The 22,960-nt window shown below is 66.8% G+C and carries 30 protein-coding genes; 29 read left to right on the top strand and 1 reads right to left on the bottom strand.

The window, feature by feature from the left end; genetic code table 11:
- The 17 genes from NNJEOMEG_RS21115 to NNJEOMEG_RS12095 all read left to right on the top strand — a co-directional run.
- On the top strand, window positions 1-486 hold a 486-nt coding region (locus NNJEOMEG_RS21115), incomplete at its 5' end, for a hypothetical protein (protein WP_308464640.1).
- Window positions 487-495: 9 nt separating this feature from the next.
- Window positions 496-807: an FtsB family cell division protein gene (locus NNJEOMEG_RS12170; protein ID WP_173084804.1), complete on the top strand. Its 312-nt coding sequence runs from the start codon at window positions 496-498 to the stop codon at window positions 805-807.
- Entirely contained in the window at window positions 791-1,636 is an 846-nt protein-coding gene (locus NNJEOMEG_RS12165) for a tetratricopeptide repeat protein (RefSeq protein ID WP_173084802.1), read from the top strand. The genes NNJEOMEG_RS12170 and NNJEOMEG_RS12165 overlap by 17 nt, the downstream gene beginning before the upstream one ends.
- 86 nt (window positions 1,637-1,722) lie before the next feature.
- Window positions 1,723-2,574 (top strand): hypothetical protein, encoded by an 852-nt coding sequence (locus NNJEOMEG_RS12160; RefSeq protein WP_173084800.1) that lies wholly within the window; start codon window positions 1,723-1,725, stop codon window positions 2,572-2,574.
- Between the two features lie 12 nt (window positions 2,575-2,586).
- Window positions 2,587-3,603 carry a class 1 fructose-bisphosphatase gene (gene fbp, locus NNJEOMEG_RS12155; RefSeq protein WP_173084798.1) on the top strand — a complete coding sequence of 339 codons (1,017 nt, stop codon included), beginning with the start codon at window positions 2,587-2,589 and terminating at the stop codon, window positions 3,601-3,603.
- Window positions 3,600-4,652 (top strand): tRNA (adenosine(37)-N6)-threonylcarbamoyltransferase complex transferase subunit TsaD, encoded by a 1,053-nt coding sequence (gene tsaD / locus NNJEOMEG_RS12150; RefSeq protein ID WP_173084796.1) that lies wholly within the window; start codon window positions 3,600-3,602, stop codon window positions 4,650-4,652. Before fbp ends, tsaD begins: the two co-directional genes overlap by 4 nt.
- Window positions 4,653-4,673: 21 nt before the next feature.
- The gene (locus NNJEOMEG_RS12145; RefSeq protein ID WP_173084794.1) at window positions 4,674-5,936 is read left to right on the top strand and encodes an HD domain-containing phosphohydrolase; all 1,263 of its coding nucleotides are present in this window, start codon (window positions 4,674-4,676) and stop codon (window positions 5,934-5,936) included.
- 93 nt (window positions 5,937-6,029) lie between these two features.
- Window positions 6,030-6,350, top strand: a complete 321-nt coding sequence (gene trxA, locus NNJEOMEG_RS12140; protein WP_173084792.1) for a thioredoxin — start codon at window positions 6,030-6,032, stop codon at window positions 6,348-6,350.
- Window positions 6,351-6,353: 3 nt separating this feature from the next.
- Entirely contained in the window at window positions 6,354-7,280 is a 927-nt protein-coding gene (gene trxB / locus NNJEOMEG_RS12135) for a thioredoxin-disulfide reductase (protein ID WP_173084790.1), read from the top strand.
- A gap of 19 nt (window positions 7,281-7,299) precedes the next feature.
- On the top strand, window positions 7,300-8,034 hold the full coding sequence (locus tag NNJEOMEG_RS12130; protein WP_173084788.1) for an outer membrane protein assembly factor BamD: 735 nt from the start codon (window positions 7,300-7,302) through the stop codon (window positions 8,032-8,034).
- Window positions 8,035-8,303: 269 nt separating this feature from the next.
- Entirely contained in the window at window positions 8,304-9,119 is an 816-nt protein-coding gene (locus NNJEOMEG_RS12125) for a hypothetical protein (protein ID WP_173084786.1), read from the top strand.
- A 4-nt stretch (window positions 9,120-9,123) separates the two neighbouring features.
- Window positions 9,124-11,163, top strand: a complete 2,040-nt coding sequence (fusA, locus tag NNJEOMEG_RS12120) for an elongation factor G (RefSeq protein WP_173084784.1) — start codon at window positions 9,124-9,126, stop codon at window positions 11,161-11,163.
- A gap of 3 nt (window positions 11,164-11,166) precedes the next feature.
- Window positions 11,167-11,763 carry a 16S rRNA (guanine(966)-N(2))-methyltransferase RsmD gene (gene rsmD / locus NNJEOMEG_RS12115; protein ID WP_173084782.1) on the top strand — a complete coding sequence of 199 codons (597 nt, stop codon included), beginning with the start codon at window positions 11,167-11,169 and terminating at the stop codon, window positions 11,761-11,763.
- Window positions 11,706-12,227, top strand: a complete 522-nt coding sequence (gene coaD / locus NNJEOMEG_RS12110) for a pantetheine-phosphate adenylyltransferase (RefSeq protein ID WP_173084780.1) — start codon at window positions 11,706-11,708, stop codon at window positions 12,225-12,227. Before rsmD ends, coaD begins: the two co-directional genes overlap by 58 nt.
- Window positions 12,224-13,177 (top strand): tRNA (adenosine(37)-N6)-dimethylallyltransferase MiaA, encoded by a 954-nt coding sequence (miaA, locus tag NNJEOMEG_RS12105; RefSeq protein ID WP_173084778.1) that lies wholly within the window; start codon window positions 12,224-12,226, stop codon window positions 13,175-13,177. Before coaD ends, miaA begins: the two co-directional genes overlap by 4 nt.
- A complete protein-coding gene (locus NNJEOMEG_RS12100; RefSeq protein ID WP_173084776.1) occupies window positions 13,174-14,286 on the top strand; it encodes an N-acetylmuramoyl-L-alanine amidase in 1,113 nt (370 codons plus the stop codon). The genes miaA and NNJEOMEG_RS12100 overlap by 4 nt, the downstream gene beginning before the upstream one ends.
- Before the next feature lie 13 nt (window positions 14,287-14,299).
- Window positions 14,300-14,878, top strand: coding sequence for a CDP-alcohol phosphatidyltransferase family protein (locus tag NNJEOMEG_RS12095; protein ID WP_173084774.1), 579 nt, complete (start codon window positions 14,300-14,302; stop codon window positions 14,876-14,878).
- On the opposite strand, the gene tatA is transcribed toward NNJEOMEG_RS12095, so the two are convergent.
- Window positions 14,875-15,060 (bottom strand): twin-arginine translocase TatA/TatE family subunit, encoded by a 186-nt coding sequence (gene tatA / locus NNJEOMEG_RS12090; RefSeq protein WP_173084772.1) that lies wholly within the window; start codon window positions 15,058-15,060, stop codon window positions 14,875-14,877. The genes NNJEOMEG_RS12095 and tatA overlap by 4 nt on opposite strands.
- A 72-nt stretch (window positions 15,061-15,132) precedes the next feature.
- Here tatA and NNJEOMEG_RS12085 point away from each other — a divergent pair, with 72 nt between their 5' ends.
- The 12 genes from NNJEOMEG_RS12085 to NNJEOMEG_RS12030 all read left to right on the top strand — a co-directional run bounded on the left by NNJEOMEG_RS12085 (window position 15,133) and on the right by NNJEOMEG_RS12030 (window position 22,849).
- Complete coding sequence (locus NNJEOMEG_RS12085) at window positions 15,133-15,504, top strand: hypothetical protein (protein ID WP_173084770.1); 372 nt, start codon at window positions 15,133-15,135, stop codon at window positions 15,502-15,504.
- 10 nt (window positions 15,505-15,514) lie between these two features.
- Window positions 15,515-16,330, top strand: a complete 816-nt coding sequence (locus tag NNJEOMEG_RS12080; RefSeq protein ID WP_173084768.1) for a hypothetical protein — start codon at window positions 15,515-15,517, stop codon at window positions 16,328-16,330.
- 3 nt (window positions 16,331-16,333) lie between these two features.
- Window positions 16,334-16,999: an HAD family hydrolase gene (locus NNJEOMEG_RS12075; protein ID WP_173084766.1), complete on the top strand. Its 666-nt coding sequence runs from the start codon at window positions 16,334-16,336 to the stop codon at window positions 16,997-16,999.
- An 86-nt stretch (window positions 17,000-17,085) separates the two neighbouring features.
- The gene (locus NNJEOMEG_RS12070; RefSeq protein WP_173084764.1) at window positions 17,086-17,391 is read left to right on the top strand and encodes a YggT family protein; all 306 of its coding nucleotides are present in this window, start codon (window positions 17,086-17,088) and stop codon (window positions 17,389-17,391) included.
- A gap of 13 nt (window positions 17,392-17,404) precedes the next feature.
- The gene (locus NNJEOMEG_RS12065; protein ID WP_173084762.1) at window positions 17,405-17,926 is read left to right on the top strand and encodes a DivIVA domain-containing protein; all 522 of its coding nucleotides are present in this window, start codon (window positions 17,405-17,407) and stop codon (window positions 17,924-17,926) included.
- Between the two features lie 2 nt (window positions 17,927-17,928).
- A complete protein-coding gene (locus tag NNJEOMEG_RS12060) occupies window positions 17,929-18,228 on the top strand; it encodes a DUF167 domain-containing protein (RefSeq protein ID WP_173084760.1) in 300 nt (99 codons plus the stop codon).
- A 37-nt stretch (window positions 18,229-18,265) separates the two neighbouring features.
- The gene (locus NNJEOMEG_RS12055; RefSeq protein ID WP_173084758.1) at window positions 18,266-18,499 is read left to right on the top strand and encodes a DUF465 domain-containing protein; all 234 of its coding nucleotides are present in this window, start codon (window positions 18,266-18,268) and stop codon (window positions 18,497-18,499) included.
- Window positions 18,500-18,502: 3 nt separating this feature from the next.
- Entirely contained in the window at window positions 18,503-20,206 is a 1,704-nt protein-coding gene (gene ilvB / locus NNJEOMEG_RS12050; RefSeq protein ID WP_173084756.1) for a biosynthetic-type acetolactate synthase large subunit, read from the top strand.
- Window positions 20,207-20,215: 9 nt separating this feature from the next.
- Window positions 20,216-20,698 (top strand): acetolactate synthase small subunit, encoded by a 483-nt coding sequence (gene ilvN, locus NNJEOMEG_RS12045; RefSeq protein ID WP_173084754.1) that lies wholly within the window; start codon window positions 20,216-20,218, stop codon window positions 20,696-20,698.
- A gap of 205 nt (window positions 20,699-20,903) precedes the next feature.
- A complete protein-coding gene (gene ilvC / locus NNJEOMEG_RS12040; RefSeq protein ID WP_173084752.1) occupies window positions 20,904-21,896 on the top strand; it encodes a ketol-acid reductoisomerase in 993 nt (330 codons plus the stop codon).
- A 129-nt stretch (window positions 21,897-22,025) separates the two neighbouring features.
- The gene (locus NNJEOMEG_RS12035; protein WP_173084750.1) at window positions 22,026-22,448 is read left to right on the top strand and encodes a hypothetical protein; all 423 of its coding nucleotides are present in this window, start codon (window positions 22,026-22,028) and stop codon (window positions 22,446-22,448) included.
- The gene (locus NNJEOMEG_RS12030; protein ID WP_173084748.1) at window positions 22,445-22,849 is read left to right on the top strand and encodes a bacteriohemerythrin; all 405 of its coding nucleotides are present in this window, start codon (window positions 22,445-22,447) and stop codon (window positions 22,847-22,849) included. The genes NNJEOMEG_RS12035 and NNJEOMEG_RS12030 overlap by 4 nt, the downstream gene beginning before the upstream one ends.
- Window positions 22,850-22,960: the final 111 nt, after the last annotated feature.

Genomic DNA, 22,960 nt, shown 5'->3' with positions numbered 1-22,960 from the left:
GCCTCCGGCCAGGACCTGAGGCTGCTGATAAAGTCGGCTTTGCGGCTTTTTCAGCAGCCCTGCGCGAAGCGCAGCCTGGAGCAGGGCGGCTTTGCCGCCTGCGCGAAGAAATGCGCCCTTCGGGGATTGCATTGCCGCGCCGCACGACGTATCGTCGATCAGCACCCGTTCCGCACGGGTCCATCCATCGATCCATGCAGGCGCTTAATGGGATACAGGAAGCCTTCCGTTCTTTCGGCCCGAATCATCAACTGCCTCCAGACCATTCTGGAACTGGAACCCATGTTGCGTTCCATCGATTCTGGGCAGCTTCTTCTCTCGGAGTTCAAAACGCTCAAAGCGTTTCTCAAGGAAATGGACGCCATAGCTCTTGACGAGGACGATGTTGAGCGGATAGAGACCGCCACGGAACGATTCCTCCAGGAACTCCGAATTCCCGTGGCCCGTTCCCGCGACGACGCACCAAAAAACATGACGCTCCAATAGGCCTACTTCATGCGGCGATTGCTCCTGGCACTCATCCTGACTTGCAACGCCATTCTGCTATACAATCTCATCTGGAGCGATAAAGGCGTCTTCGCCTACCTCGACCTCAAGAATCACCAGAAACAGCTCAAGGTGAGGCTTGAGAGCCTGGCCGGCCGTTCGCTGGATCTGAGCCAGGAAATCCGCTGGCTCAAGTCCGACCGCGCCTTCACGGAAAAAATGGCCCGGGCGCACGGCAACTACCTGAGAGACAACGAGATCATCTATCTGTTCCCAGGGCGATCCCCTGAAGGAAGTGTGGGCGATGACATCAAAAATTGATTTCTATCGCGAGGTTCTCGCCGACGACCCCAACTCCCGGGTCTTCTTCCCCCTGGCCAAGATGCTCGCGGAACAGGGCGAAACCGAGGAAGCCGTGGACGTGCTGCGGGCCTCCATCGCCTTCCACCCCGGACACCAGGAGGCAAGGTTCCTCCTGGTTGAGCTGTGCTCGCGCCTGGGCCGCGACGAGGAAGCCGCGACAGCCTTCGAAGGGCTTTCCTCGCTGCTCTCCAATTACCCTTCCGTGTGGACCCTCTGGGCCTCCAAGGCCACCGGGCTCTCCCGGGATTCCGCCCTGGCCCTGCGCTTCCTTGCCCTTGCCCTCGCGGGACGCGAGGTTTCCTGGCTGGAGGTGCTGGAGAAGGGCCTGGGCTCCACCTCCGCCGCACCCGCGCCGGCGCAGACCCGGGACAAGGCCGACGCCGAAGAGGCGACACCCCAGCCCGGAGACGATTTCAGCCTGCGCGGCGCGGGCGAGGTGATGGCCCTCACGCAGCACCTGGACGCGCCCGGAAAGCGCACTCCGCCCCAGCCCGAATGCGTCCAGGCGGCCTCGGCAAGCGTCAAGACCCGCACCATGGCCGAACTGCTGGCCAGCCACGGCGACTACGCCTCTGCCCTTGAAATCTACGGCGAACTGTGCCGCCTGGCCTCCACCAGCCAGGACCGCGCCATCCTCGAAACCCGCATGGCCGAGCTGAAGGCCCTGATGGAATCCGGCAGCGCCGCGCCCAAACCCCAGGCCGCCGCTCCGGCTAAAGCCAAAGTCAAGCTCGTGAGCATGCTCGAAGCCCTGGCCAACCGCCTGGACGCGCGCGCCACCGCCTGAGCCGCTTGAAATCCCCCGTGGCAGGGAGTACACCTCCCCGTCGCGGGGGGAGCCCCGCCATTCATCCGACAACAAGGAACGCCCACATGTCCAAGCGCGTCTTCCTGGTCCTGCTGGCCTGCGCACTGTTCGCCCTGCCCGGGTGCGACACGGTCAAGCCCTACGTGAAAAGCTCCAAACGCTTCTACAAAGACTGGATCAACACCGATCCCACCATAGATCTACAGAACCCGGGCATCTCGGACCCCTCCGTGCGCAAGCTGGCCAACCTCTTCACCCCCGTGGACGAGCGCATGGAGTTCCTCGTGCGTTCGCTTTCCGCCCAGGACCTGCCCCCCAACGAGGAGTGGTGCCAGGGACTGATGGAAGCCTTCCCCTGGCTCTCGGGCGTGGCCGTGCTCACGGATTCAGGCTCGGTGGCCCTCAAGCTGCCCAGCTTTTCCATGAAGGCCGTGGACTTCGCCCCCCTGATGGATCTCGGCAGCCGCTACAAGGAACGCAAGATGGCCGCCTACGTGGCCGCTTCCGAGCTGGGGGCCGAGGTCATGATCGCCAAGCCCCTCTACATCGACAGCGAATTCAAGGGCGTGCTCGTGGCCCACTTCGACATGGGCGCGCTGACCAAGCTCTCCCCCGAACCGGGCCAGCTCATGGTGCTCACTCCCGGTTCGGTTCTCTGGGGCGGCGACGACACGGCCGCAGCCGAGACACTGGCCAAGCTCAACTGGAAGAACCTCCTCAAGAGCGAGGTCACCGGCGAATACAAGATCGGCGGCACATCCTATCTCTGGCAGGCGCGGTTTTTGGCCCAGGAGCGTCTGGTCTATGCCGTGGCCGCCGCCAAGCCCGAGCCCAAGCAGGCCAAGCCAGAACCCCAGCCGACGCCCAAAGCCGAAACGCCCGCCGGGGCCAACCCCACGCCCGCAACCCAGGAATAAGGAGCCAGCGCCATGCGCCAGGTCACGGTCACGGAACACCTTCTCCTGCACCAGAAGGAATCGCCCATGGCCACGGGGCGGTTCACGTCGCTGCTCAACGAACTGATCCTTTCGGCCAAGATCATCTCCCGCGAGGTGAACAAGGCGGGGCTCGTGGACGTGCTGGGCCTCACGGGCGAGATCAACGTCCAGGGCGAGGCCGTGCGCAAGCTCGACGAGTACGCCAACTCCGTGCTCATCCACCGCATGCAGCGCGCGGGCGTGCTCTGCGCCATCGGCAGCGAGGAAAACGCCGACCTGGTGGAGATTCCCGACCACCTGCCCAAGGGCGACTACATCCTCATCTTCGACCCCCTGGACGGGTCCACCAACATCGACGCCAACGTCAACGTGGGCACCATCTTCTCCATCCTCAAGCGCAAGGAGAAGAGCGAGTGCTCCGCCAGGCTCTGCGAGGTGCTCCAGAAGGGCGCCGAACAGGTGGCGGCGGGCTATTTCCTCTACGGCACCTCCACCATGATGGTCTACACCACCGGGCGCGGCGTGCACGGCTTCACCCTGGACCCCAGCGTGGGCGAGTTCCTGCTCTCGCACCCGGACATCAAGACCCCCGAGAAGGGCAAGATCTACTCCGTCAACGAGGGCTACTGGCACTACTGGGACGAAGCCACCCGCGAAGTGGTGGACTACTTCAAGAACCCGGCCCTCAACGGCCGGGGCAAGCCCTACTCCCAACGCTACATCGGCTCTCTGGTGGCGGACTTCCACCGCAACCTGCTCTACGGCGGCATCTTCCTCTATCCCGCCGACATGCAGGACCCCAAGAAGCCCAAGGGCAAGCTGCGCCTGATGTGCGAAGCCAGCCCCCTGGCCTTCATCTGCCGCGAGGCGGGGGGCGCGTCGTCCGACGGCGAGCGCGACATCCTCGACATCGAACCCTCCGAACTCCACGAGCGCGTGCCGCTGTTCATTGGCAGCAAGAAGGACGTGGCGATGGTGGAGGAGATCTACCGCAAGCACAAGCGATGATCTGCCTGGGGCTGGAGACTTCCTGCGACGAGACCGCCCTGGCCCTGGTGTCGGGGGGGCGTCTCCTGGGACAGGCGCTCTCCAGCCAGGAGGACCTCCACGCCGTGTTCGGCGGCGTGGTTCCGGAGCTGGCCTCTCGCGAGCACCAGCGCAAGGCCGCGTCGCTCTTCCGGCTGCTGCTCCAGCGCACGGGCATGGACCCGAAACGCATCGGAGCCGTGGCCGTGGCGCGCGGGCCAGGGCTGCTCGGCAGCCTCCTGGTGGGCGTTAACCTTGCCAAGGGGCTGGCGCTCGGCCTGGGCGTGCCCCTGGTCGGCGTGAACCATCTGCACGCGCACCTCACGGCCGCCGGACTGGAGCGCGAGCTGGAGTTTCCCTCGCTGGGCCTGCTCATCTCGGGCGGCCACACCCACCTCTACCGCATGGAGTCCCCCATGGACTTCACCCTCCTGGGGCGCACCCTGGACGACGCCGCGGGCGAGGCCCTGGACAAGTCGGCCAAGATGGTCAACCTGCCCTATCCGGGCGGTAAGCACATCGACCTGCTGGGCAGGGGCGTGGAACCAGAGCGCGACCTTTTTCCCCGGGGCAACGTGAACAATCCGGGGCTCGACTTCAGCTTCAGCGGCCTCAAAAGCTGCGTGGCGCGTCACGTGGCGGCCCACCCGGAACTTCGCCTGGAGAGCCTGCCGGAAGGCCCCCTGGAGGACGCCCCCGAGGGGTTGCGCCGCTTCTGCGCCAGCGTGAACTGGGCCGTGGCCGACACCCTGCGCATCAAATCCGGCCGGGCCATGGACGCCCACCCCGACGCCCGACGCCTGGTGGTGGCCGGAGGCGTGGCCGCCAACTCCATGATCCGCGCCCTCCTGGAAGCCGCCTGCGCCGAGCGTGGCGTGGAGGCCGTGTTCCCCTCGCCGGATCTCTGCACCGACAACGCGGCCATGGTCGCCTGGCTGGGCGAGCGTCTCGCCCTGGCGGGCCTGCGCCACGGGCTGGACCTCGAGGCCATTCCCCGGGGGCGCCCCGTGCCGCTCGACTATTCACGCTGATTTGTGTAGGCGGGAAGTAGTATGAAATCCCCCCGGAACTGCCTCGTACACGGCGAAGAAGGCCAATTCCGACTGGACGGCCTCTCGGGGCAGTTGGTCAAGATCGGGCTGGCCCTTTCCAGCACGCGGGAACTGGGCGAGCTTCTGGAGCTGGTGCTTTTCGAGGCTCGCAAGATGACCGGGGCCGACGCGGGCTCGGTCTATCTGCTGGAAGGCAACGTCCTGCGCTTCGAGACCAGCCACAACCAGACCCTCTTCGACCGCCTGGGAGAACCAAACGTCCGGGCCATGTTCAAGCGCTTCGAGCTGCCCCTGGACAGCCGCTCCATCGCGGGCCACGTGGCCATGAGCAAGGAGATCCTGAACATCCCCGACGTGAACCGCATCCCGGAAGAAGCTCCCTACAGTTTCAACGCCAACTGGGACAAGGCCAACGACTACCGGTCCATGTCCATGCTGGTCGCCCCCATGGTGGACCAGGCGGGCAGGGTGGTGGGGGTGATCCAGCTCATCAACGCCATGTGCGGGGAGAGCGTGGTGCCCTTCGACCCCAGCTACAGCCCCGTGGTGGCGGCCTTCGCCTCCCAGGCGGCCGTGGCCATCGTCAATGCCAAGCTCACCAGCGATCTCCAGGACGCCTGGCTCGACAGCATCTTCCGCCTTGGCGTGGCGGCGGAATTCCGCGACAAGGAGACCTCCAACCACATCAAGCGCGTCAGCGAGTATTCCGTGCTCCTGGGCAGGCACATGGGCATGGAGGGCGAGGAGCTCGAACACCTGCGCTGGGCCGCCGCCATGCACGACTGCGGAAAGCTCGGCATCCCTGATTCCATCCTGCACAAGCCCGGCCAGCTCACCCCCGAGGAGCGCTCCACCATGGAGTACCACACGCTCATCGGCGCGCTGATCCTCAAAGGGGGCTCCAACCCCCTGCTCAAGGCCTCGCAGGTGGTGGCGCTGAGCCACCACGAAAAATGGGACGGCTCGGGCTATCCCAGGGGTCTGGCGGGAGAAGACATCCCGCTGGCGGGACGCATCGTGGCCGTGGCCGACGTCTTCGACGCGCTCAGTTCGCGGCGGGTGTACAAGCCCGCCTTCCCCATGGAGAAGGTGGTGGATATCCTGGCCCAGGAGTCGGGTCGGCACTTCGATCCCAGGCTTGTGGGCGTGCTTTTCGAGCATCTTGACGCCATGGATTCCATCCGCCACACCTACCTGGACACCGACGCCGATTTCGAAAAATTCAGGAATTATTCACTTCTCAAAATCGAGGACGTTCTGTAAGAACCAAGCAGTCCGGGCGTTCGCGCCCTGGATCGCCGCATCACGCGGAGCGGGTCCTCGCCCCGCGGCCAAGCCACCAAAGGAGATTACCAGATGGCCATCCAAGTCACCGACGCGAATTTCGAAGAAGAAATCCTCAAGTGCCAGCTTCCCGTGCTGGTGGATTTCTGGGCCCCCTGGTGCGGTCCGTGCCGGGCCATGGGTCCGGTGATCGATGAACTGGCCAACGAGTTCACCGGCCAGGTGAAAGTGGCCAAGATGAACGTGGACGAAAACCCCTCCACGCCCAGCAAGTATGGCATCCGCGCCATCCCCACCCTGATCCTGTTCAAGGCCGGCGAAGTGGTCGAGCAGATCACCGGGGCTGTCTCCAAATCCTCCATCAAGGACATGATCAGCCAGAAGGCTCTGTAGTCCATGAAGTCTTTCGACGCCGTGGTCATCGGGGGAGGGCCGTCGGGCATGACGGCCGCCCTCTACCTGGCACGCTCCGAGCTTACCGTGGCCCTCGTGGAAAAGCTTTCCCCGGGCGGCCAGGTGCTCATGACCCACTTCATCGAGAACTATCCCGGATTCCCCGAGGGCATCGAAGGGTGGAAGCTGGCGGACATTTTTGCCAAGCATCTGGAGGCCTACCCGGCCATCGCCCGCCTGGGCGACGAGGTCCGCGCCATCGAACCCAAAGAGGGCGCACACCGCATCCGGGTCGGCGACGAATGGATCGAGGCCCGTGCCGTCATCATCGCCACGGGAGCGCGCTACAAGCAGGCGGGCATCCCCGGCGAGCGGGAGCTTCTGGGCAAGGGCGTCTCCTACTGCGCCCTGTGCGACGGGAACTTCTTCAGAGGCCAGGACGTGGCGGTGATCGGAGGCGGCAACTCCGCCCTCGAGGAATCGCTCTACCTGTCCAGGATCGTGGGCAAGGTCCACCTCATCCACCGGCGCGACGATTTCCGCGCCACACGCTGCTACCAGGAACGTTGCGAGATCAACCCGGCCATCCACCTCCTGCGTTCCACGGTGGTGGAGGAGATTCTCGGCGTCGACAAGGTCGAGGGGGTGCTCACACGCAACCTCAAAACCGGCGAGGCCGGGCGCCTGGACGTGCAGGGCGTGTTCGTCTTCGTGGGCTACGAGCCACAGGGCGGATTCTTCCCCACGGACATGGAACTCGACGATATGGGCTTCATCATCACGGACCAGAACTATCGCACCAGCATCCCGGGCATCTATGCCGCCGGGGACGTGCGTTCCAAGAACGTGCGCCAGGTCGCCACCGCCGTGGGCGACGGGGCCGGAGCGGCCAGCACGGTCATCACCTATTTGGAGACATTGGGCCACTAGCAAACAGGCTCACACACCCATGACCAGATCCCATTTCCTGCGCGCCGGATGCCTGGCGCTCGTGCTGTTCGGTCTTTCCGGTTGCGGCTTCATCGACTATTTCTTCCTCCCTCCACCCGATGACACCGCCCAGGAACTCTGGGAGGCGGGCCGCGAGGCCATGCGGGAGAAGCGCTACACCCAGGCGCAGGAATACTTCCTGAAGCTTAAGGACCGCTACCCCTTCAGCCCCTACACCCCCGACGGCCTCATCGGCCTGGGCGACGCCTACTTCATGGACGAAAAGTTCGTGCAGGCCACCGATGCCTACAAGGAATTCGAGGCGTTGCACCCGCGCCACGAGCAGATCCCCTACGTGCTCTACCAGATCGGCGTGTCCACCTTCCGCAGACTCGAATCCATCGACCTGCCCCAGGACGGACTCGGCGAGGCCATCCAGTACTTCACCATCCTTCGCGACGCCTACCCCAACACCGAATGGGGCAAGGACGCCCAGGAATGGATCGTGAAGTGCCGCACCCGCATGGCCGCCCACGAGATCTTCGTGGCCGACTTCTACTGGAACTCGGGCCGTTTCGGGGCCGCTTGGCGACGCTACATGTTCGTGGCCGAAAACTTCAAGGACCTGCCGGAAATCTTCAAATACTCCAAGGAAAGAGCCCAGCTCTCCTACCTGGAGTACCAGAAGACGCTCACCGAGTCCGAGCGCAGGGAAGTGGAAGGCAGCTGGCGCAACTTCATGAAATGGCTTTAACGGACAGGGCGGCCTGAGGGCCGCCTCAGCTTGATGACAAACCCCGAAGAGGGGTTTGTAAGAGCCGCTAACGGGCGGCAAAGCCGCCCTGCTCCAGGCTGCGCTTCGCGCAGGGCTGCTGAAAAAGCCGCAAAGCCGACTTTATCAGCAGCCTCGGGCGGCCCGAGGGCCGCCTTTCCACTTGTTTCCCGCCCGGACGCAGCCCGTCCGGGCGGTCCTTTTCCGGCGGCCCGCCCAGGGCGCGGCCACCAAGGGAATCAAGCCCCGCCATGATCGAGGACTACACCCCGACCCTCACAGTCCCCCAGTCGCTTGAGGCCCGTCGCGTGCCGGACTCCCGCTTCGCCAGGGCCTACGCCCGCACCGGCGACCGGGGCAGGGCGATCGTCAAGTCGGCCATCGCCGCCCTCTATGAAGCCCGCGAACCATCGCGCGGGGTGCGCGGCGAAAGCACGGCGCATCACGCCGCTGGCCGCCGCACCCTCCGCACGGCGCCCAGGCCGTGGTTCCTGCTGGCCCTGGACCCCCAGGCGCACTCTCCCATCCAGCTCGCGGCCGCCGTGGTTCCGGCTGTATCGGCGCGCGCGGAGCTTATCCTGGCGGCACGCCCGGCGGGGAAGGGCGGCTGGCCCGACGCCCAACTGGCGGCCCTGGAACTCTGCGGCGTGGAGCACGTGTTTTCGCCCTCGACCATGGCCCTGCGCCATGGCATCGTAGAGTTGGCCGAAGCCAGCGGGCCGGGACTCTTGGCCTGCCTGGGCGACAGGGCCTTTTGCGACCGCCTCCTGGCGGGCCTGGACGACAGTTGCGACGTCATCCGGCTCCCCGCCCCGGCAAAGGCCGCCCTCCATGCGGACTCGGCCTGGGACCGCGAAGCCCTGGGTTTCGCCCAGCCAGGTTTGGAACTCGTGGAGTACGCCAACCCTGGCGATCCCGAGGTGTCCGGCCTGCGCGCCGCCTTCGCGCCGGACGCTTTTGCCCCGTCCGGGGCGGCGCTGATCCTGGAACCGGGGCGCGAGGCCCTGTGGGACTGGCCCCAGCTCGAAAGCGGCCTTTTCTTCACCCGAACCCTGGTCTACGGTTGATCCCATGGCGACCCACCCTCCCGGCTCCCGAAAAGGCATCGAGGCCTTGCGCAACATCGGCATCATCGCCCACATCGACGCGGGCAAGACCACGCTCACCGAACGCATCCTCTTCTACGCGGGCAAAATCCACCGCATGGGCGAAGTGCACGAAGGCACCGCCACCATGGACTACCTCCCCGAGGAGCAGGAGCGCGGCATCACCATCACCTCGGCCTGCACCACCTGCTTCTGGGATGGCCGCCAGGTGAACATCATCGACACGCCCGGGCACGTGGACTTCACCATCGAAGTGGAGCGCTCGCTGCGCGTGCTCGATGGGGCCGTGGGCGTGTTCTGCGCCGTGGCAGGGGTGGAGCCCCAGTCCGAGACGGTGTGGCGTCAGTCCGAGCACTACCGCGTGCCCAAACTGGCCTTCGTGAACAAGATGGACCGCCCGGGCGCGGATTTCGAGGCCGTGCTGGACTCCATGCGCCGCCGCCTCGGGGCCAACCCGCTGCCCGTGCAGTTTCCCCTGGGGGCAGGCGCGGATTTCTCCGGCGTGGCCGACCTGATCACCTGGGAAAAGATCACCTTCCCCGACGGTTCCCCCAATCGCGAGCCCCTCTCCGCCGCCGAAGCCGCCATGGCGGACCCCTGGCGCGTGAAGCTCCTGGAGACACTGGCCGAGCACGACGACGCCCTCATGGAGGCCTACCTGGGCGGCGAGGACATTCCGGCGGCCAACCTGCGGACCGTGCTGCGCCGCGCCTGCGTGGCGCGCGCCGTCACCCCCGTGCTGACAGGGTCTGCCCTGCGCAACGTGGGGGTGCAGCCCGTGTTGGACGCCGTGCTGGACTACCTGCCGAGCCCCCTGGACATCGCGCCGCAGGTGGGCGTCCACGCCCACACGGGCAAGTCCGTGGAGCTGCCGCCCGACCCCAAGGCCCCCCTGTCCGCCCTGGTGTTCAAGGTGATCATGGAGGCCGGGCGCAAACTGGCCCTGGCGCGGGTCTATTCGGGAACCCTGGCCGAGGGGGCGGACGCGCTCAATGCCACGCAGGGCAAGGTGGAGCGCCTGGGCAGGCTCTTCCATCTCCACGCCAGCCAGAAGGAGCCCCTTGCCAAGGCCGGGCCGGGCGAGATCGTGGCCTTGGCGGGCATGAAGCTGCCGCGCACCGGCGACACCCTCTGCGACAAGGCCCATCCGGTGCTTCTGGAGAGCATCTCCCAGTACCGCCCCGTGATTTCCATGGCCCTTGAGCCTCGCAACACCGAGGAGCTGGACCGCCTCAAGGAGGCCGTGCAGCGCGTTCTCCTGGAGGACCCCACCCTCACCCTGATCCACGACGAGGAGACAGGACAGCTGATCCTCTCCGGCATGGGCGAACTGCACCTGGACGTGGTGCTGGAGCGCATCCGGCGCGAGCACGGGCTCTCCCCGCGCGCGGGCAAGCCCCAGGTGGTCTGCCAGGAGACCGTCACGCGCGAGGCGCGCGGCGAAGCCGAATTCCACCGCGAGCTGGGCGGCCAGAAACACTACGGACAGGTGACGCTCAGCGTGGCCCCCCTGGCGCGCGAGAAGGGCCGGGAGATCCATGTGCCCATGGATGCCAAGGCCTGGCCCAAAGCCTGGCTGGACGCCGTGGCCGAGGGGCTGGAGGACGGGCTCAACGCCGGAGCGCTCCAGGGCTTCCCAGTGCTGGACGTTTCGGTGCGCGTGGAGTCCCTGGGGCGTCTGGAGGGCGAGTCCTCGGCCGTGGGCTACCGCATGGCGGCCTCCCAGGCCCTGAAGACCGCCCTGGGCGCTGCCGGTCCCGCGCTTCTGGAGCCCATCATGGAGCTGGAGATCGCCGTGCCCGACGACTTCGTGGGCGATGTGATCGGGCTTCTGGGGTCCAAGGGGGCCAAGATCGAGAACCTTTTCGACCGGGGCGGGCAGAAGGTGGTGCAGGCGCTCACGCCCATGCGCCGCCTCTTCGGCTTCTCCACCGAGCTGCGCTCGGCAACCCAGGGCCGGGCGGGCATGGTGCTGCGCTTCTCCCGGTTCGACCTGCTGGAATAGCCCGTGCGCATCCTGGGAGGAACCTTCAAGGGCCGCGACCTGCCCACCCTGGAGGGCGACGGCTGCCGCCCGGCCATGGCCAAGGTCCGCGAGGCCCTCTTCAACATGCTCGCCGCGCGCGGGGTGGAGCTGGACGGCGCGCGCGTGCTGGACGTGTTCGCGGGCACGGGCACCCTGGGCTTCGAATCCCTGAGCAGGGGCGCGGCCTTTGTCCGCTTCGTGGAGGCCAACAAGACCCTGGCCCGGCGCATCGCCGAGAATGCCCGGCGGCTCGGCCTGGAACCTCGCCGCTTCAACGCCGATACGGCGGACGCGCTGGCCCTGTTGCGCAAACCGCCCCATGCGGCGTACGATCTCGTCTTCGTGGACCCACCCTACGGCCGAGACCTGCTGGACCCGGCCCTGGCCCTGCTGGAGGCGCGCGGCTGGCTTGCCCCGCTGGCCATGGTGGCCGTGGAGGTGGAAAAGACCCTCACCCCAACCCCGCCCGCGTCCTGGACCCAGGAGACGGACAGGCTCTACGGACAGACCAGGATTCTCCTATGGACCCGAAACGAAACCACACCACCGCCGTCTATCCCGGAACCTTCGACCCCCTGACCATGGGGCACCGCTCCCTGGTGCGCCGCGCCCTCAAGGTCTTCGACCGCATCATTGTGGCCGTGGCCCGCCAGACCCCCAAGCAGACCCTCTTCACCCTGGACGAACGCGTGGAGATGATCCAGGAGGTCTTCGCCCAGGAGGAGCGCATCAGCGTGGAGCCCTTCCACGGCCTGCTGGTGGACTACGTCCATTCCGCCGGCGCCAGCGTGATCCTGCGCGGCATGCGCGCCGTCTCCGACTTCGACCACGAGTTCCAGATGGCCCTGATGAACCGACGCATGGACAAGGACATCGAGAGCATCTTCCTCATGACCGACTTCAAGTGGCTCTACATCAGCTCCACCATCGTCAAGGAAGTGGCCAAGGCAGGCGGCGACTACGATGGCCTGGTCCCCGAACCCGTCATGCGCAGGCTGCGAGAGCGCTTCGGGCCGGGCTCGCCCCGCAGGAAGCACGGATGAGTCCATCCCCGGCCAGGGTCCTGTGCGTGCTGGGGGCCACGGGCACGGGCAAGACCGACGCGGCCCTGGCCCTGGCCGAGGCCCTGGGCGGGGCGGTGGTCAACGTGGATTCGCGCCAGGTCTACCGGGGCGTGCCCGTCACCACGGCCCAGCCCACCCAGGACGAGCAGGCGCGCTGTCCCCATCATCTCTACGGCTTCCTGCCCCTGGAAGAGTCCGTCTCCGCCGGGGCCTACGCCCAGCAGGCCTCCGGGGCCGTGCGCCAGGTCCTGGCGCAGGGTCTCGTGCCGATCCTCACGGGCGGGACCGGCCTCTATTTTCAAGCGTTACTTGAAGGTTTGGCCCCCATCCCGGACGTGCCCGAGGCCGTGCGCGCCGCCGTCCAGGAACGATGGGACCACGAAGGCCCCGAGACCATGCACGCGCTTCTGCGCCGGGCCGATCCCGCCTACGCCGCCAAGGTCCACGCCAACGACCGCCAACGCGTCACCCGCGCCCTGGAGGTCCTGGAGGCCACGGGCCGGACCTTCAGCGCCTGGCACGCGCGCCTGGAGCGCCCCATGGAACTCGACAGCTTCCGGCTGGGCGTTCGCGTCGCCAGGCCCGATCTGGAACGACGTCTGGCCCGGCGCATCGAAGCCATGCTCGCCGCCGGGGCCGTGGAGGAGATCCGCGCGGTCCTGGACTCCGGCGTCGATCCCCAAGCCCCGGGGCTCTCCGGCATCGGCTGCGCCGAACTGCGCGACCACCTTCTTGGGCGCACCGACCTGGTCGAGGCCTGCCGTCTCTGGCTGGCCAACACCCGGGCCTACGCCAAACGCCAGGAAACCTGGTTCCGGCGCGATCCCCACGTCCGCTGGTTCGTTCCCGGCGACTCCGCCGCGCTCGTCTCCCATGCCCGCTCCTGGCTGGAGCGGGATCGTCCCGGGGCAGGGGAGGGCGCGGGGTGAACCGCCGCCGCGCCCTGGCCGCCCTGTCTGTCGCGGGGCTGGCGATGGTCCTGCCCGGTCCTGCCCTGCGTGCCCTTGCCGCGAGCGGACAGGAGGCTGCCTCCAAGGGCCATGCGCTGCTCCTGGAAGGCAAGCCGGGCGAAGCCCTGGCGGCGCTCCGGGAGGCCGCCAGGCTAGAGCCCGCCAACCCCTGGGTGTTCAACCTCATGGGGCGGGCCCAGGTCCAGGCCGGGCAGCCCGGCCCGGCGGCCGAAAGCTTCCGCATGGCCCTGCGCATTGATCCGGCCGACGGCTACGCGCGCATGATGCTGGACATCCTGGCCCAGAAACCGCTGCCCCAGCCCGCACGCAAGGAGCCCCGGCACCGCAGGGCCTCGCGCGTGGAGGAGGAAGCCAGGGCCGAAATGGAGGCCTACGCCGCCAAGGGACGCGCCCCGGGCCTGCCGCTTCTCGTGCTCGATCCGGGACACGGCGGAGCGGACAAGGGCGTGACGGGCGCTTCCGGCCTGGCCGAGAAGGACGCGACCCTGGACATCGCCCTCAAGACGGCCGTCGCGCTCAACGCCTCGGGCAAGGCCTGGGCCGCGCTGACCCGGGAGGCGGACCACTCCGTCCCCTTGTGGGCCAGGTCGGCCGTGGCGGGGCTCACGGGGGCGCGGTTGTTCGTGTCGCTGCACTGCGGGGCCGGGCTTCCCGGTCGGGGCGGGGTGGAGATCTACCGGCACGAGTCCGCACCTTCCGGCGAAGAGGCCGCGGCCGTGGCGGACCTGGAGAACGGCGTCAGCCGCTTCGAGCCCCTGCAGGCGCCGCGCGTCTCCCGGCCCGATGCCTCGGAGCTGGTCCTCTCCTGGCGGGTCCAGCGCCGCCGCGCGGCCAGCGAGGCGTCGGCGGCAGCCCTGGCGCGGGAGCTTACGCTGCCGCCCCCCCTGGACAGGGTCGCGGCGGGGCACGGCCCCTTCAAGGTGCTGGAGCAGGCCGGATGCCCGGCCCTGATCGTGGAGACCGGATTTCTCTCCAACCCGGGGGAGGAGGCGTTCCTCTCCGATGCGGACCGGCGCGCCAGCGTCGCCCGGGGCCTCGCTTCGGCCTTGACGGCGCTCTTCGCTTGAGGTTCCTTAAGCCATGGCCCCCCGCAACCCCAACTGGACCATCCCCAACGCGCTCACCATGGCGCGCATCCTTTTCACTCCGCTTTTCGTGGCCCTCTTCGTGGACCAGGACCGCTGGGCCGCGCTTTCGCTCTTCTTCCTCGCGGGCGTCACCGACGCCCTGGACGGCTTCCTGGCCCGCGTGCTGGACCAGCGCTCGGCCCTGGGCGCGATCCTGGACCCGCTGGCCGACAAGATGCTCCTGGACGCAGCCTACGTCTGCCTGGCGGTGGAGGGGTGGATTCCCGGGTGGCTGGCCGTGGCGGTGGTGAGCCGCGACGTGCTCATCGTGGGGGGCATCGCGCTCTTGACCTACTGGGGGCAGGACATGCGCGGGCGCATGAGCCCGAGCGCCGTGAGCAAGGCCACCACGGCGGCCCAGATGGGGCTGGTGCTGGCGGCCTTCGCCCTGGCCCTGGATGCGGGCGGGGCATGGCTTGCGTCCCTGGCCGGGGCGCTGGTGTGGATCACCGCGGCCCTGACCCTCGCCTCGGGAATCCACTACGTGGCCCGGGGGCTGGCCCTTTTCGGCGCGGGCCAGGGGCGGGCTTAGCTCTTGCGGGAGTCGTCCGGTCCGTTCTTGCGCTCCACGGCGTCCTTGTCCGAGGTGGAGCCCCGGAATTCGCGGATGGCCTTGCCCAGGCCGCGTCCCAACTCGGGGAGCTTGTTGCTTCCGAAGAACAGCAGGACGACGATGAGGATGATCAGCAGTTCCCAGAAGCCCAGACCGAACATGCGAAACCTCCGGCGGATAAGTTTCCGCAAGGCTACAACGCGGCGCAGCCCCGGTCAAGGAAGGCGCCATCCATGACGCGCCTGGTGCGTCTGCCCGCCGGGGGCTGCCGGCATTTCGTTTCCGGGCGCTGCCTCTACGAGGAGGCCCTGAACCCGGGCTATCAGACGTCCTACCGCTGCACCGTGGTCCTGGAGCTGCACGGCCTCTACGACGGCTTTCTCACGCGGGCCGAGGCTTTCGGGCTCAGCGAGTCCACGGCGGCGGACCTCTGGGAACGGCGCTTTCTGGAACTTTGCCGCCAGGATGCGGGTTGTCAGGATCGCCAGCCCGGTGATATGAATGCTTTTCCCGGCTGCGCGCATTGCCTGGGCGACGTCTGCGTCCTCCGGCTGCCCTCCTGCGACGGACGCTGCCGGAACTTCTCACCCCAACCACGGGATTGATGCACTCCGTATGAGCCAAGACACCGTCTCCCTTCTGATCCACGTGCCCGACCTGACGCCCCAGGCCGCCCCCGACGTGCCTCCGGCGGTGCGCTTCCTCGACCCGGGCCTGGCCCCGGCCGATCCTCCGGGGCGCTGGTTCCGGCCCCCGGACCTGCCCCTGGACGAGGCCTCGGCCCGGGCGCTCACGGCGCAGTTCACCCAGTTGGCCCGGGAATCGCGCAGCGTGGCCGACGTTTCGGCCTACGCCCCGTCGCTCCAGGACGCCTACGGTTCCACCAGCTTTGCCATCAAGGACGGCCTGGAGGCCGCGCTTGAAGGCCGTCAGGACCAGGAAATCCGCAAGCGCGCCCTTGCGCGCGCCCAGGCGGAACTGTGCCTGGCCTGGGCCCTGGAGGAGGTCTCCCGCGAGCTGGACGGCCTGACCGCCAAGCTCGACGGCCAGTGGGCCGACTTCGAGAAGACCCTGGGCCTGGACGAGGAGGATCCCCTGGGCGGCGAGGAGGCCGCGCTCTCGGGCGCGAAGCCGGACCTCGTGCCTGCGGGGCCGGGTCTTCCCCTGGCGGTGTTCGTGGATGCGGCGCTCACGGTGCTGCCTCCCCAGTGCGGGCTGCACGCCTCGGACGAGGCGCTGGCCTCGTCCTGGGAGGAATTCGGCGTGGCCTTCGCCCCGGCCGATGCCGCCCTCACGGCGGCTCTGGGCCTCGCGGGGGCGTACCGCGCGGCCCGTGCGCCGGGCTGGCGGCTGTGTCTGTCGCGCCGGAGCGACCCGGCCCGGCCCTGGCTGGACGCGGAACGCACGGTCCTCGTGCCGGTGAGGGGGTAGGGCATGCGCGCGCGCAAGGTGGAGCCGACCCTCGTGCCCCAGGGCGTGAAGGGCGTGATTTTCGACTGCGACGGCGTCCTGGTGGATTCCAAGGATTCCAACAGGATGTTCTACAACATCATCCGCGGCAGGCTGGGCATGCTGCCCATGACGCCCGAGGAAGAGGACTTCGTGCACGCCAACGCGGTGTTCATCTCCATCGCGCACATCGTGCCCCAGGAGCGCCTGGCCGAGGCCGAGGCCGCCCGCAAGGAGATCGACTACTCCGAGCTGATCCCCTTCACCTTTCTGGAGCCCGGCCTGACGGAGTTCCTGGACACCCTGCGCGAGTGGGGCGTCCGCCTGGGCGTGAACACCAACCGCACCAACTCCATGGAAATGCTCCTGGAGAACTTCGAGCTCACGGACTACTTCTTCCCGGTGGTCACCGCAGGCAACGTGAAGCATCCAAAACCCAATCCCGAAGGCGTGCACCGCATCCTGCGCGAATGGAATCTCACGCGCCACGACGTGGCCTTCATAGGCGACAGCGATGTGGACGAGGCCACCGCCAGGGCCGCTGGAGTGCCCTTCTGGGCCTACAAGAACCCGTCATTGGCCGCGCACCTGCACGTTTCGAGCTTCGAGGCCCTGCGGGAGGGCTTCCGCATGCGCCTTGAGCGCGCCTGAGGAGAAAGCCCTTGATTTGCCCGGTGGCGTGTGAGACTCTGACCATGCCGCCACTCGAACGGCGCTGCCAGAACAACGAGGAACGTATGCCTTTTCTTGGACCTCTTCTGAAAACCGTCGCTCTCATCCTGGATTTCGTGTTCGGAACCTACAAGTGGATCGTGATCATCGCCGCCGTGGTGAGCTGGGTGCGCCCGGACCCCTACCACCCCATCATCCGCTTCCTCTATTCGGCCACGGAGCCCGTGCTCTACAGAATCCGTCGCACGCTTCCCTTCGTGATGATGGGGGGGTTCGACCTGTCTCCCATCGTCCTGATCCTGGCGCTGCAGTTCATCGGCCAGGTCTTCATCGTGGAATCGCTGCTCCAGATGGCGTTCATGATGCGTTAACCGGGAAGGTGCCGTGACGGTCTCCAAGATCGACCTCCTGAACAAGAAATTCGCGCGGTGCATGCGCGGGTATTGCCCCGACGAGGTGGACCTGGCCATGCACGACGCGGCGGAAGCGCTGGGTCAGGCTGCGGACGAGAACCGCAGGCTTCTCGAACGCCTGGCCGCGCTGGAACGCGAAGCCGCCCAGGTCCCCGCGCCGCCGCCGGTCCGCGCCATGGTCTGCCCCCCCACGGACATCCAGGGCGCTCTCGACACCGGTCGACGGATCGTGGGCGAAATCAACGAAAACGCGCGCCGCGAAGCGCAACGCATTCTCGAAGAAGCCCGCTCCGAGGGGGCGCGCATCGTGGCCTCCGCCAATCTGGCCAAGGCCCGGGTCATCGAGGAGATCGCCGAGATGCGCGGCCAGCGCGAGGCCTTCGAGCAGGAAATGCGCCATCTGCTGGAGGGGCATTTCCGGCTCCTGGAATCGGCGGAGGCCGCCAGGCATTCGGAATCGGGAGACTTCACCTTCGCCGAGGGGCAGGACTAGCCGTGGACGCCCCGCTCTGGGCCGAACACGCCAAGGACGGCGGCTGGCGGCTGCTCGTCTGGGTGAGCCCCGGCGCGAAGAAAGACGAGGTGACCGGCACGGCCGACGGCCGCCTGAAGCTCAAGCTCAAGGCCCCGGCCGTGGACAACAAGGCCAACGAGGCCCTCCTGGCCTACATGGCCAGGCTCCTGGGCACGCCCAGGACGGCTCTGGAACTCTCGGCGGGCCAGACCTCGCGGCGCAAGACCCTGCGGCTGCGGCCCGGGATCGAGCCGGTCTGGCCGGCCGCTGAAAACGCTTAGGGTACGAGACAAAAACCCACAACAGGAGATGACGCCCATGGACAGTCGCGATCTGGAACTCATCGCAAAGGTCAGCGAAACGGACGCGGAACTCAGGGCGCTCTACGATGAGCACCTCGCGTACGAGAAGCTGATCGAGAAGCTCGAAAGCAAGTCTTACCTCAACGCCACCGAGTTGATGGAAGTGAAGGAACTCAAGAAGAAGAAGCTCGCCGGCAAGACCAGGATGGAAGCCATCCTTATCAAATACCGCAAGGCGGAGGCGCAATAAATCATGGAACTGACCGGGGCCCAAATCCTCCTGGAATCCCTCGGGAGGGAGGGTGTTGACGTTCTCTTCGGCTTCCCGGGCGGAGCGGTGATCGACATCTATCACCAGCTCCCCAACTACCCGAACCTGAAGCACATTCTCGTCCGGCACGAGCAAGGGGCCATCCACATGGCCGACGGCTACGCCCGGGCGACAGGCAAGGTAGGGGTATGCCTCGTGACGTCGGGCCCCGGCGCCACCAACACCGTCACCGGCATCGCCACGGCCTACATGGACTCCATCCCCGTGGTGATCATCACCGGTCAGGTTCCCACGCCGCTCATCGGCAACGACGCGTTCCAGGAAGTGGACATCGTGGGCATCACGCGGCCCTGCACCAAGCACAACTACCTGGTGAAGGACCTCTCCCAGCTGGCCAAGACCATCAAGGAGGCCTTCTACCTGGCCCGGTCCGGCAGGCCAGGCCCCGTACTCATCGACCTGCCCAAGGACGTGCAGCAGCAGCGCTGCGCCTTCAAGTATCCGCCCGGCGAAGTCTCCATGCGCAGCTACAACCCCCACCGCGAGCCCAACGCCAAGCAGGTGCGCAAGGTGGCCCAGCTGCTGGCCAAGGCCAAGCGCCCCGTGCTCTACGCGGGCGGCGGCGTGGTCAGCGCCGGGGCCTCGGAGGAGCTCACGAGGCTCGCTCGCGCCCACGACCTGCCCGTTACGGCAACGCTCATGGGCCTGGGCTGTTTCCCCGGGGACGACCCCCTCTGGCTCGGCATGCTCGGCATGCACGGCACGTACGCGGCCAACCACTCCATCGCCGGGTCCGACCTGATCCTGGCCGTGGGCGCGCGCTTCGACGACCGCGTCACGGGCAAGCTCTCCGAGTTCGCCTGCAAGGCCAAGATGGTGCACATCGACATCGACCCCACATCCATCCAGAAGAACGTGCGCGTGGACGTGCCCATCGTGGCCGATTGCCGCCTCTTCCTGCAGGCCCTCAACGCCGAGGCGGAAACCCTGGCCAAGGAGCCCGGCGGCTGGACGCCCAAGGACAAGTGGATCGAACAGACCGCCGCCTGGAAAGCCGAACACCCCTTGCAGTACAAGCCCGCGGCCGAGAGCGGCTTCATCAAGCCCCAGGCCGTGGTGGAGGCCATCCACCGCATCACCTCGGGCGACTGCATCGTGGCCACCGAGGTGGGCCAGAACCAGATGTGGGCCGCCCAGTTCTTCAACTACCGCAAGCCCCGCACCCTGCTCACCTCCGGGGGGCTGGGCACCATGGGCTACGGTTTCCCGGCCGCCATCGGCGCGCAGGCGGCCTTCCCGGACAAGCTCGTCATCGACGTGGCGGGCGACGGCTCCATCCAGATGTGCATCCAGGAGCTGGCCACCGCCATGTGCTACAAGCTGCCGGTGAAGATCGTCATCCTCAACAACGGCTACCTGGGCATGGTGCGCCAGTGGCAGGAACTCTTCTACGAGAAGAACTACTGCAACACCTGCATGGACGTGGCCCCGGACTTCGTGAAGCTCGCCGAGGCCTACGGCGCGGCGGGGTTCCGCGTCACCGAGGCCAAGGACCTGGAAGAGACGCTGCGCAAGGCCTTCGCCACCCCGCTGCCCTGCATCGTGGACGTGGTGGTGGACCCCGAGGAGAACGTCTATCCCATGGTCCCCGCCGGCAAGTCCCTCACCGAAATGATCCTGGTCTAGGAGGACGCCATGCGCCATATCCTTTCCGTTCTCGTGGAGAACGAGCCCGGCGTCCTCTCGCGGGTGTCCGGCCTCTTCTCGGGCAGGGGCTTCAACATCGAGACCCTCAACGTGGCCCCCACCCTGGAGGCCGGGGTCTCCATCATGACCATCACCACCTTCGGCGACGACCAGATCATCGAGCAGATCATCAAGCAGCTGCGCAAGCTCGTCACCGTGATCAAGGTCGTGGATCTGACCGAGGTGAAGAACGTCGAGCGCGAGATGATGCTCCTCAAGGTCTCGGCCGAGGAGGGCAAGCGCGCGGAAATCCTGCGCATCGTGGACGTGTTCCGCTGCAAGGTGGTGGACGTGGGCTTCGACGAGATGACCATCGAGATCACCGGCACGCAGGACAAGCTTACCGCCCTGGTGAACCTCATGCAGCGCTTCGGCATCAAGGAGACGGCCCGCACCGGGGCCGTGGCCATGAAGCGGAGCATGCAGCAGTAGGCCAAGAAGGAAGAGAAGAGAACACTGGAGAGGGCGCCGCCCTCTTCAGCCTCTCCCCACACTGGACCCGGCCATTGCGCCGCGGGCTTCACCGGGCGCGCTGGCGTGCGGCCGTTCCGGCTTGCGGAATTGTCGAATTTCGTCTAAAATTCTCCTCCCACGATTCCATGCGACTCTCTCGCACCATCCATAAGGAGCCCCCTCGATGAAAGTCTTCTACGACCAGGACGCCGACCTCTCCCTCCTCAAGGACAAGACCGTGGCCATCATCGGCTACGGCTCCCAGGGCCACGCACACGCCCAGAACCTGCGCGACTCCGGCGTGAAGGTCGTCATCGGGCAGCGTGAAGGCGGCCCCAACTGGAAGCTGGCCAAGGAGCACGGCTTCGAGCCCATGGAGGCCTCCAAGGCCGCCGCAGTGGCCGACCTGATCATGATCCTCATCCAGGACCAGTACCAGGCCGACCTCTACGCCAAGGACATCCTGCCCAACCTGAAGCCCGGCAAGGTGCTCGCCTTCGGCCACGGCTTCAACATCCACTTCAACCAGATCGTGCCCCCCGCCGACGTGGACGTGATCATGGTGGCCCCCAAAGGCCCCGGCCACATGGTGCGCCGCGTCTACACCGAAGGCTCCGGCGTGCCCTGCATCGTGGCCGTGCATCAGGACGCCTCCGGCAAGGCCTTCGAGATCGCCCTGGCCTACGCCAAGGGCGTGGGCGGCACCCGCTCCGGCGTGCTCCAGACCACCTTCACCGAGGAAACCGAGACCGACCTCTTCGGCGAGCAGGCCGTGCTCTGCGGCGGCGTCTCCGAGCTGATCAAGGCCGGTTTCGAGACCCTGGTCAACGCCGGATACCAGCCCGAGATCGCCTACTTCGAGTGCCTCCACGAGCTCAAGCTCATCGTGGACCTCATCTACGAGGGCGGCCTGGCCAAGATGCGCTACTCCATCTCCGACACCGCCGAGTACGGCGACTACACGCGCGGGCCCCGCATCATCACCGACGAGACCCGCAAGGAGATGGCCAAGATCCTCAAGGAGATCCAGCACGGCGAGTTCGCCAAGGAATTCATCATGGAAAACCGCGCCGGCGGGCGCGCCCACTTCCTGGCCATGCGCCGCGTCAACGCCGCGCACCAGATCGAGGAAGTCGGCGGCAAGCTCCGCTCCATGATGAGCTGGCTGAAAAAATAAGCGCCGCTGACCGAAAAATGAGGCCGTGGTCCTGGACGGGTCCACGGCCTTTTTCTATAGATGGTGGAAGATAAGGTCCCGCACTTCACGTGGGGTGTTCGGGGTCTGTTTTCATCCAAGGAAGCGTGCATGTCCCAAGTCAACCGGGCGACCCTCGCCGCCCTGCTCGCCGTGTTCCTCCTGGCCGCCCAGGCCCAGGCCCAGGAGAAGCGCGACGGCCATTACTGGCGTACCATCCCTGAAACCGAGAAGCTCGACGTCATCCTCGGGTTTTTCGACGGCATGGCGCTCTCCGAGTCGCTCATCCACATCGTGGTGCGCGACAACTATTCCGTCTGCACGGACGTTATCGAGAGCATCATGGCCCAGACCTCCAAGTACATGGACAACCTCACCACCGCCCAGATCGCCACCGGGCTGGACGCCTTCTTCGAAGATCCCCAGAACCGCAACATCCCCATCTATTGGGGCATCTGGGTGGTGGCCCGCCAGGCGGGCGGCGACAAGAACACCCAAAGCCTCGTCAAGGAGTTGAGGAGGGCCCACAAGTGATCAACGCACCAGACGTTTGGGACCCCACCCTGGATGTCGGAGACCCCATCATCGACGGACAGCACCGCACCCTCTACCGCATGATCGTGGACCTGGACAAAAGCATGAGCCGCGAGGCCTTCGGGCAGGCCGTCCTGGACGCCCTCAACGGCATGAAGGCCTATGCCCGCACGCATTTCCAGCATGAGGAAGACCTCATGGAGCGCTCTGCCTGGCCGGGCCTTGTCGCCCACAAGGCGCTTCACACCTCCTTCATGCAGAAGGCCGCCCAGTTCGGCGGCAACGCCCTGGCCGACAGCGAATGGACCTCACTGGACATGTTGCGTTACTTGATGGACTGGCTGGTCAAGCACATCCGCGTGCACGACCGGGCCTTCTTCACCTGGCTTTCCCAGCGCTGAGCGGCGCTTCGACGATGCGCTCCCCTTCGCGCCGGGCCGTACGACCCCCAAAGGCATTTTGATTTCACCGGACGGATCGGCAGTCCCGGGCTACCCCCGAACGCCAACCGC

Source organism: Fundidesulfovibrio magnetotacticus, from assembly GCF_013019105.1.
Classification (GTDB): Bacteria; Desulfobacterota; Desulfovibrionia; order Desulfovibrionales; family Desulfovibrionaceae; genus Fundidesulfovibrio; species Fundidesulfovibrio magnetotacticus.
This window is presented reverse-complemented; position numbering and strand designations above follow the sequence as displayed.

What these genes read in the sequence shown, in the direction of transcription:
- NNJEOMEG_RS12170 (WP_173084804.1), top strand. Translation starts at nt 496, where the DNA reads ATGCGGCGATTGCTCCTGGCACTCATCCTGACTTGCAACGCCATTCTG.
- NNJEOMEG_RS12165 (WP_173084802.1), top strand. Translation starts at nt 791, where the DNA reads ATGACATCAAAAATTGATTTCTATCGCGAGGTTCTCGCCGACGACCCC.
- NNJEOMEG_RS12160 (WP_173084800.1), top strand. Translation starts at nt 1,723, where the DNA reads ATGTCCAAGCGCGTCTTCCTGGTCCTGCTGGCCTGCGCACTGTTCGCC.
- fbp (WP_173084798.1), top strand. Translation starts at nt 2,587, where the DNA reads ATGCGCCAGGTCACGGTCACGGAACACCTTCTCCTGCACCAGAAGGAA.
- tsaD (WP_173084796.1), top strand. Translation starts at nt 3,600, where the DNA reads ATGATCTGCCTGGGGCTGGAGACTTCCTGCGACGAGACCGCCCTGGCC.
- NNJEOMEG_RS12145 (WP_173084794.1), top strand. Translation starts at nt 4,674, where the DNA reads ATGAAATCCCCCCGGAACTGCCTCGTACACGGCGAAGAAGGCCAATTC.
- trxA (WP_173084792.1), top strand. Translation starts at nt 6,030, where the DNA reads ATGGCCATCCAAGTCACCGACGCGAATTTCGAAGAAGAAATCCTCAAG.
- trxB (WP_173084790.1), top strand. Translation starts at nt 6,354, where the DNA reads ATGAAGTCTTTCGACGCCGTGGTCATCGGGGGAGGGCCGTCGGGCATG.
- NNJEOMEG_RS12130 (WP_173084788.1), top strand. Translation starts at nt 7,300, where the DNA reads ATGACCAGATCCCATTTCCTGCGCGCCGGATGCCTGGCGCTCGTGCTG.
- NNJEOMEG_RS12125 (WP_173084786.1), top strand. Translation starts at nt 8,304, where the DNA reads ATGATCGAGGACTACACCCCGACCCTCACAGTCCCCCAGTCGCTTGAG.
- fusA (WP_173084784.1), top strand. Translation starts at nt 9,124, where the DNA reads ATGGCGACCCACCCTCCCGGCTCCCGAAAAGGCATCGAGGCCTTGCGC.
- coaD (WP_173084780.1), top strand. Translation starts at nt 11,706, where the DNA reads ATGGACCCGAAACGAAACCACACCACCGCCGTCTATCCCGGAACCTTC.
- miaA (WP_173084778.1), top strand. Translation starts at nt 12,224, where the DNA reads ATGAGTCCATCCCCGGCCAGGGTCCTGTGCGTGCTGGGGGCCACGGGC.
- NNJEOMEG_RS12095 (WP_173084774.1), top strand. Translation starts at nt 14,300, where the DNA reads ATGGCCCCCCGCAACCCCAACTGGACCATCCCCAACGCGCTCACCATG.
- tatA (WP_173084772.1), bottom strand. Translation starts at nt 15,060, where the DNA reads ATGTTCGGTCTGGGCTTCTGGGAACTGCTGATCATCCTCATCGTCGTC.
- NNJEOMEG_RS12085 (WP_173084770.1), top strand. Translation starts at nt 15,133, where the DNA reads ATGACGCGCCTGGTGCGTCTGCCCGCCGGGGGCTGCCGGCATTTCGTT.
- NNJEOMEG_RS12080 (WP_173084768.1), top strand. Translation starts at nt 15,515, where the DNA reads ATGAGCCAAGACACCGTCTCCCTTCTGATCCACGTGCCCGACCTGACG.
- NNJEOMEG_RS12075 (WP_173084766.1), top strand. Translation starts at nt 16,334, where the DNA reads ATGCGCGCGCGCAAGGTGGAGCCGACCCTCGTGCCCCAGGGCGTGAAG.
- NNJEOMEG_RS12070 (WP_173084764.1), top strand. Translation starts at nt 17,086, where the DNA reads ATGCCTTTTCTTGGACCTCTTCTGAAAACCGTCGCTCTCATCCTGGAT.
- NNJEOMEG_RS12055 (WP_173084758.1), top strand. Translation starts at nt 18,266, where the DNA reads ATGGACAGTCGCGATCTGGAACTCATCGCAAAGGTCAGCGAAACGGAC.
- ilvB (WP_173084756.1), top strand. Translation starts at nt 18,503, where the DNA reads ATGGAACTGACCGGGGCCCAAATCCTCCTGGAATCCCTCGGGAGGGAG.
- ilvN (WP_173084754.1), top strand. Translation starts at nt 20,216, where the DNA reads ATGCGCCATATCCTTTCCGTTCTCGTGGAGAACGAGCCCGGCGTCCTC.
- ilvC (WP_173084752.1), top strand. Translation starts at nt 20,904, where the DNA reads ATGAAAGTCTTCTACGACCAGGACGCCGACCTCTCCCTCCTCAAGGAC.
- NNJEOMEG_RS12035 (WP_173084750.1), top strand. Translation starts at nt 22,026, where the DNA reads ATGTCCCAAGTCAACCGGGCGACCCTCGCCGCCCTGCTCGCCGTGTTC.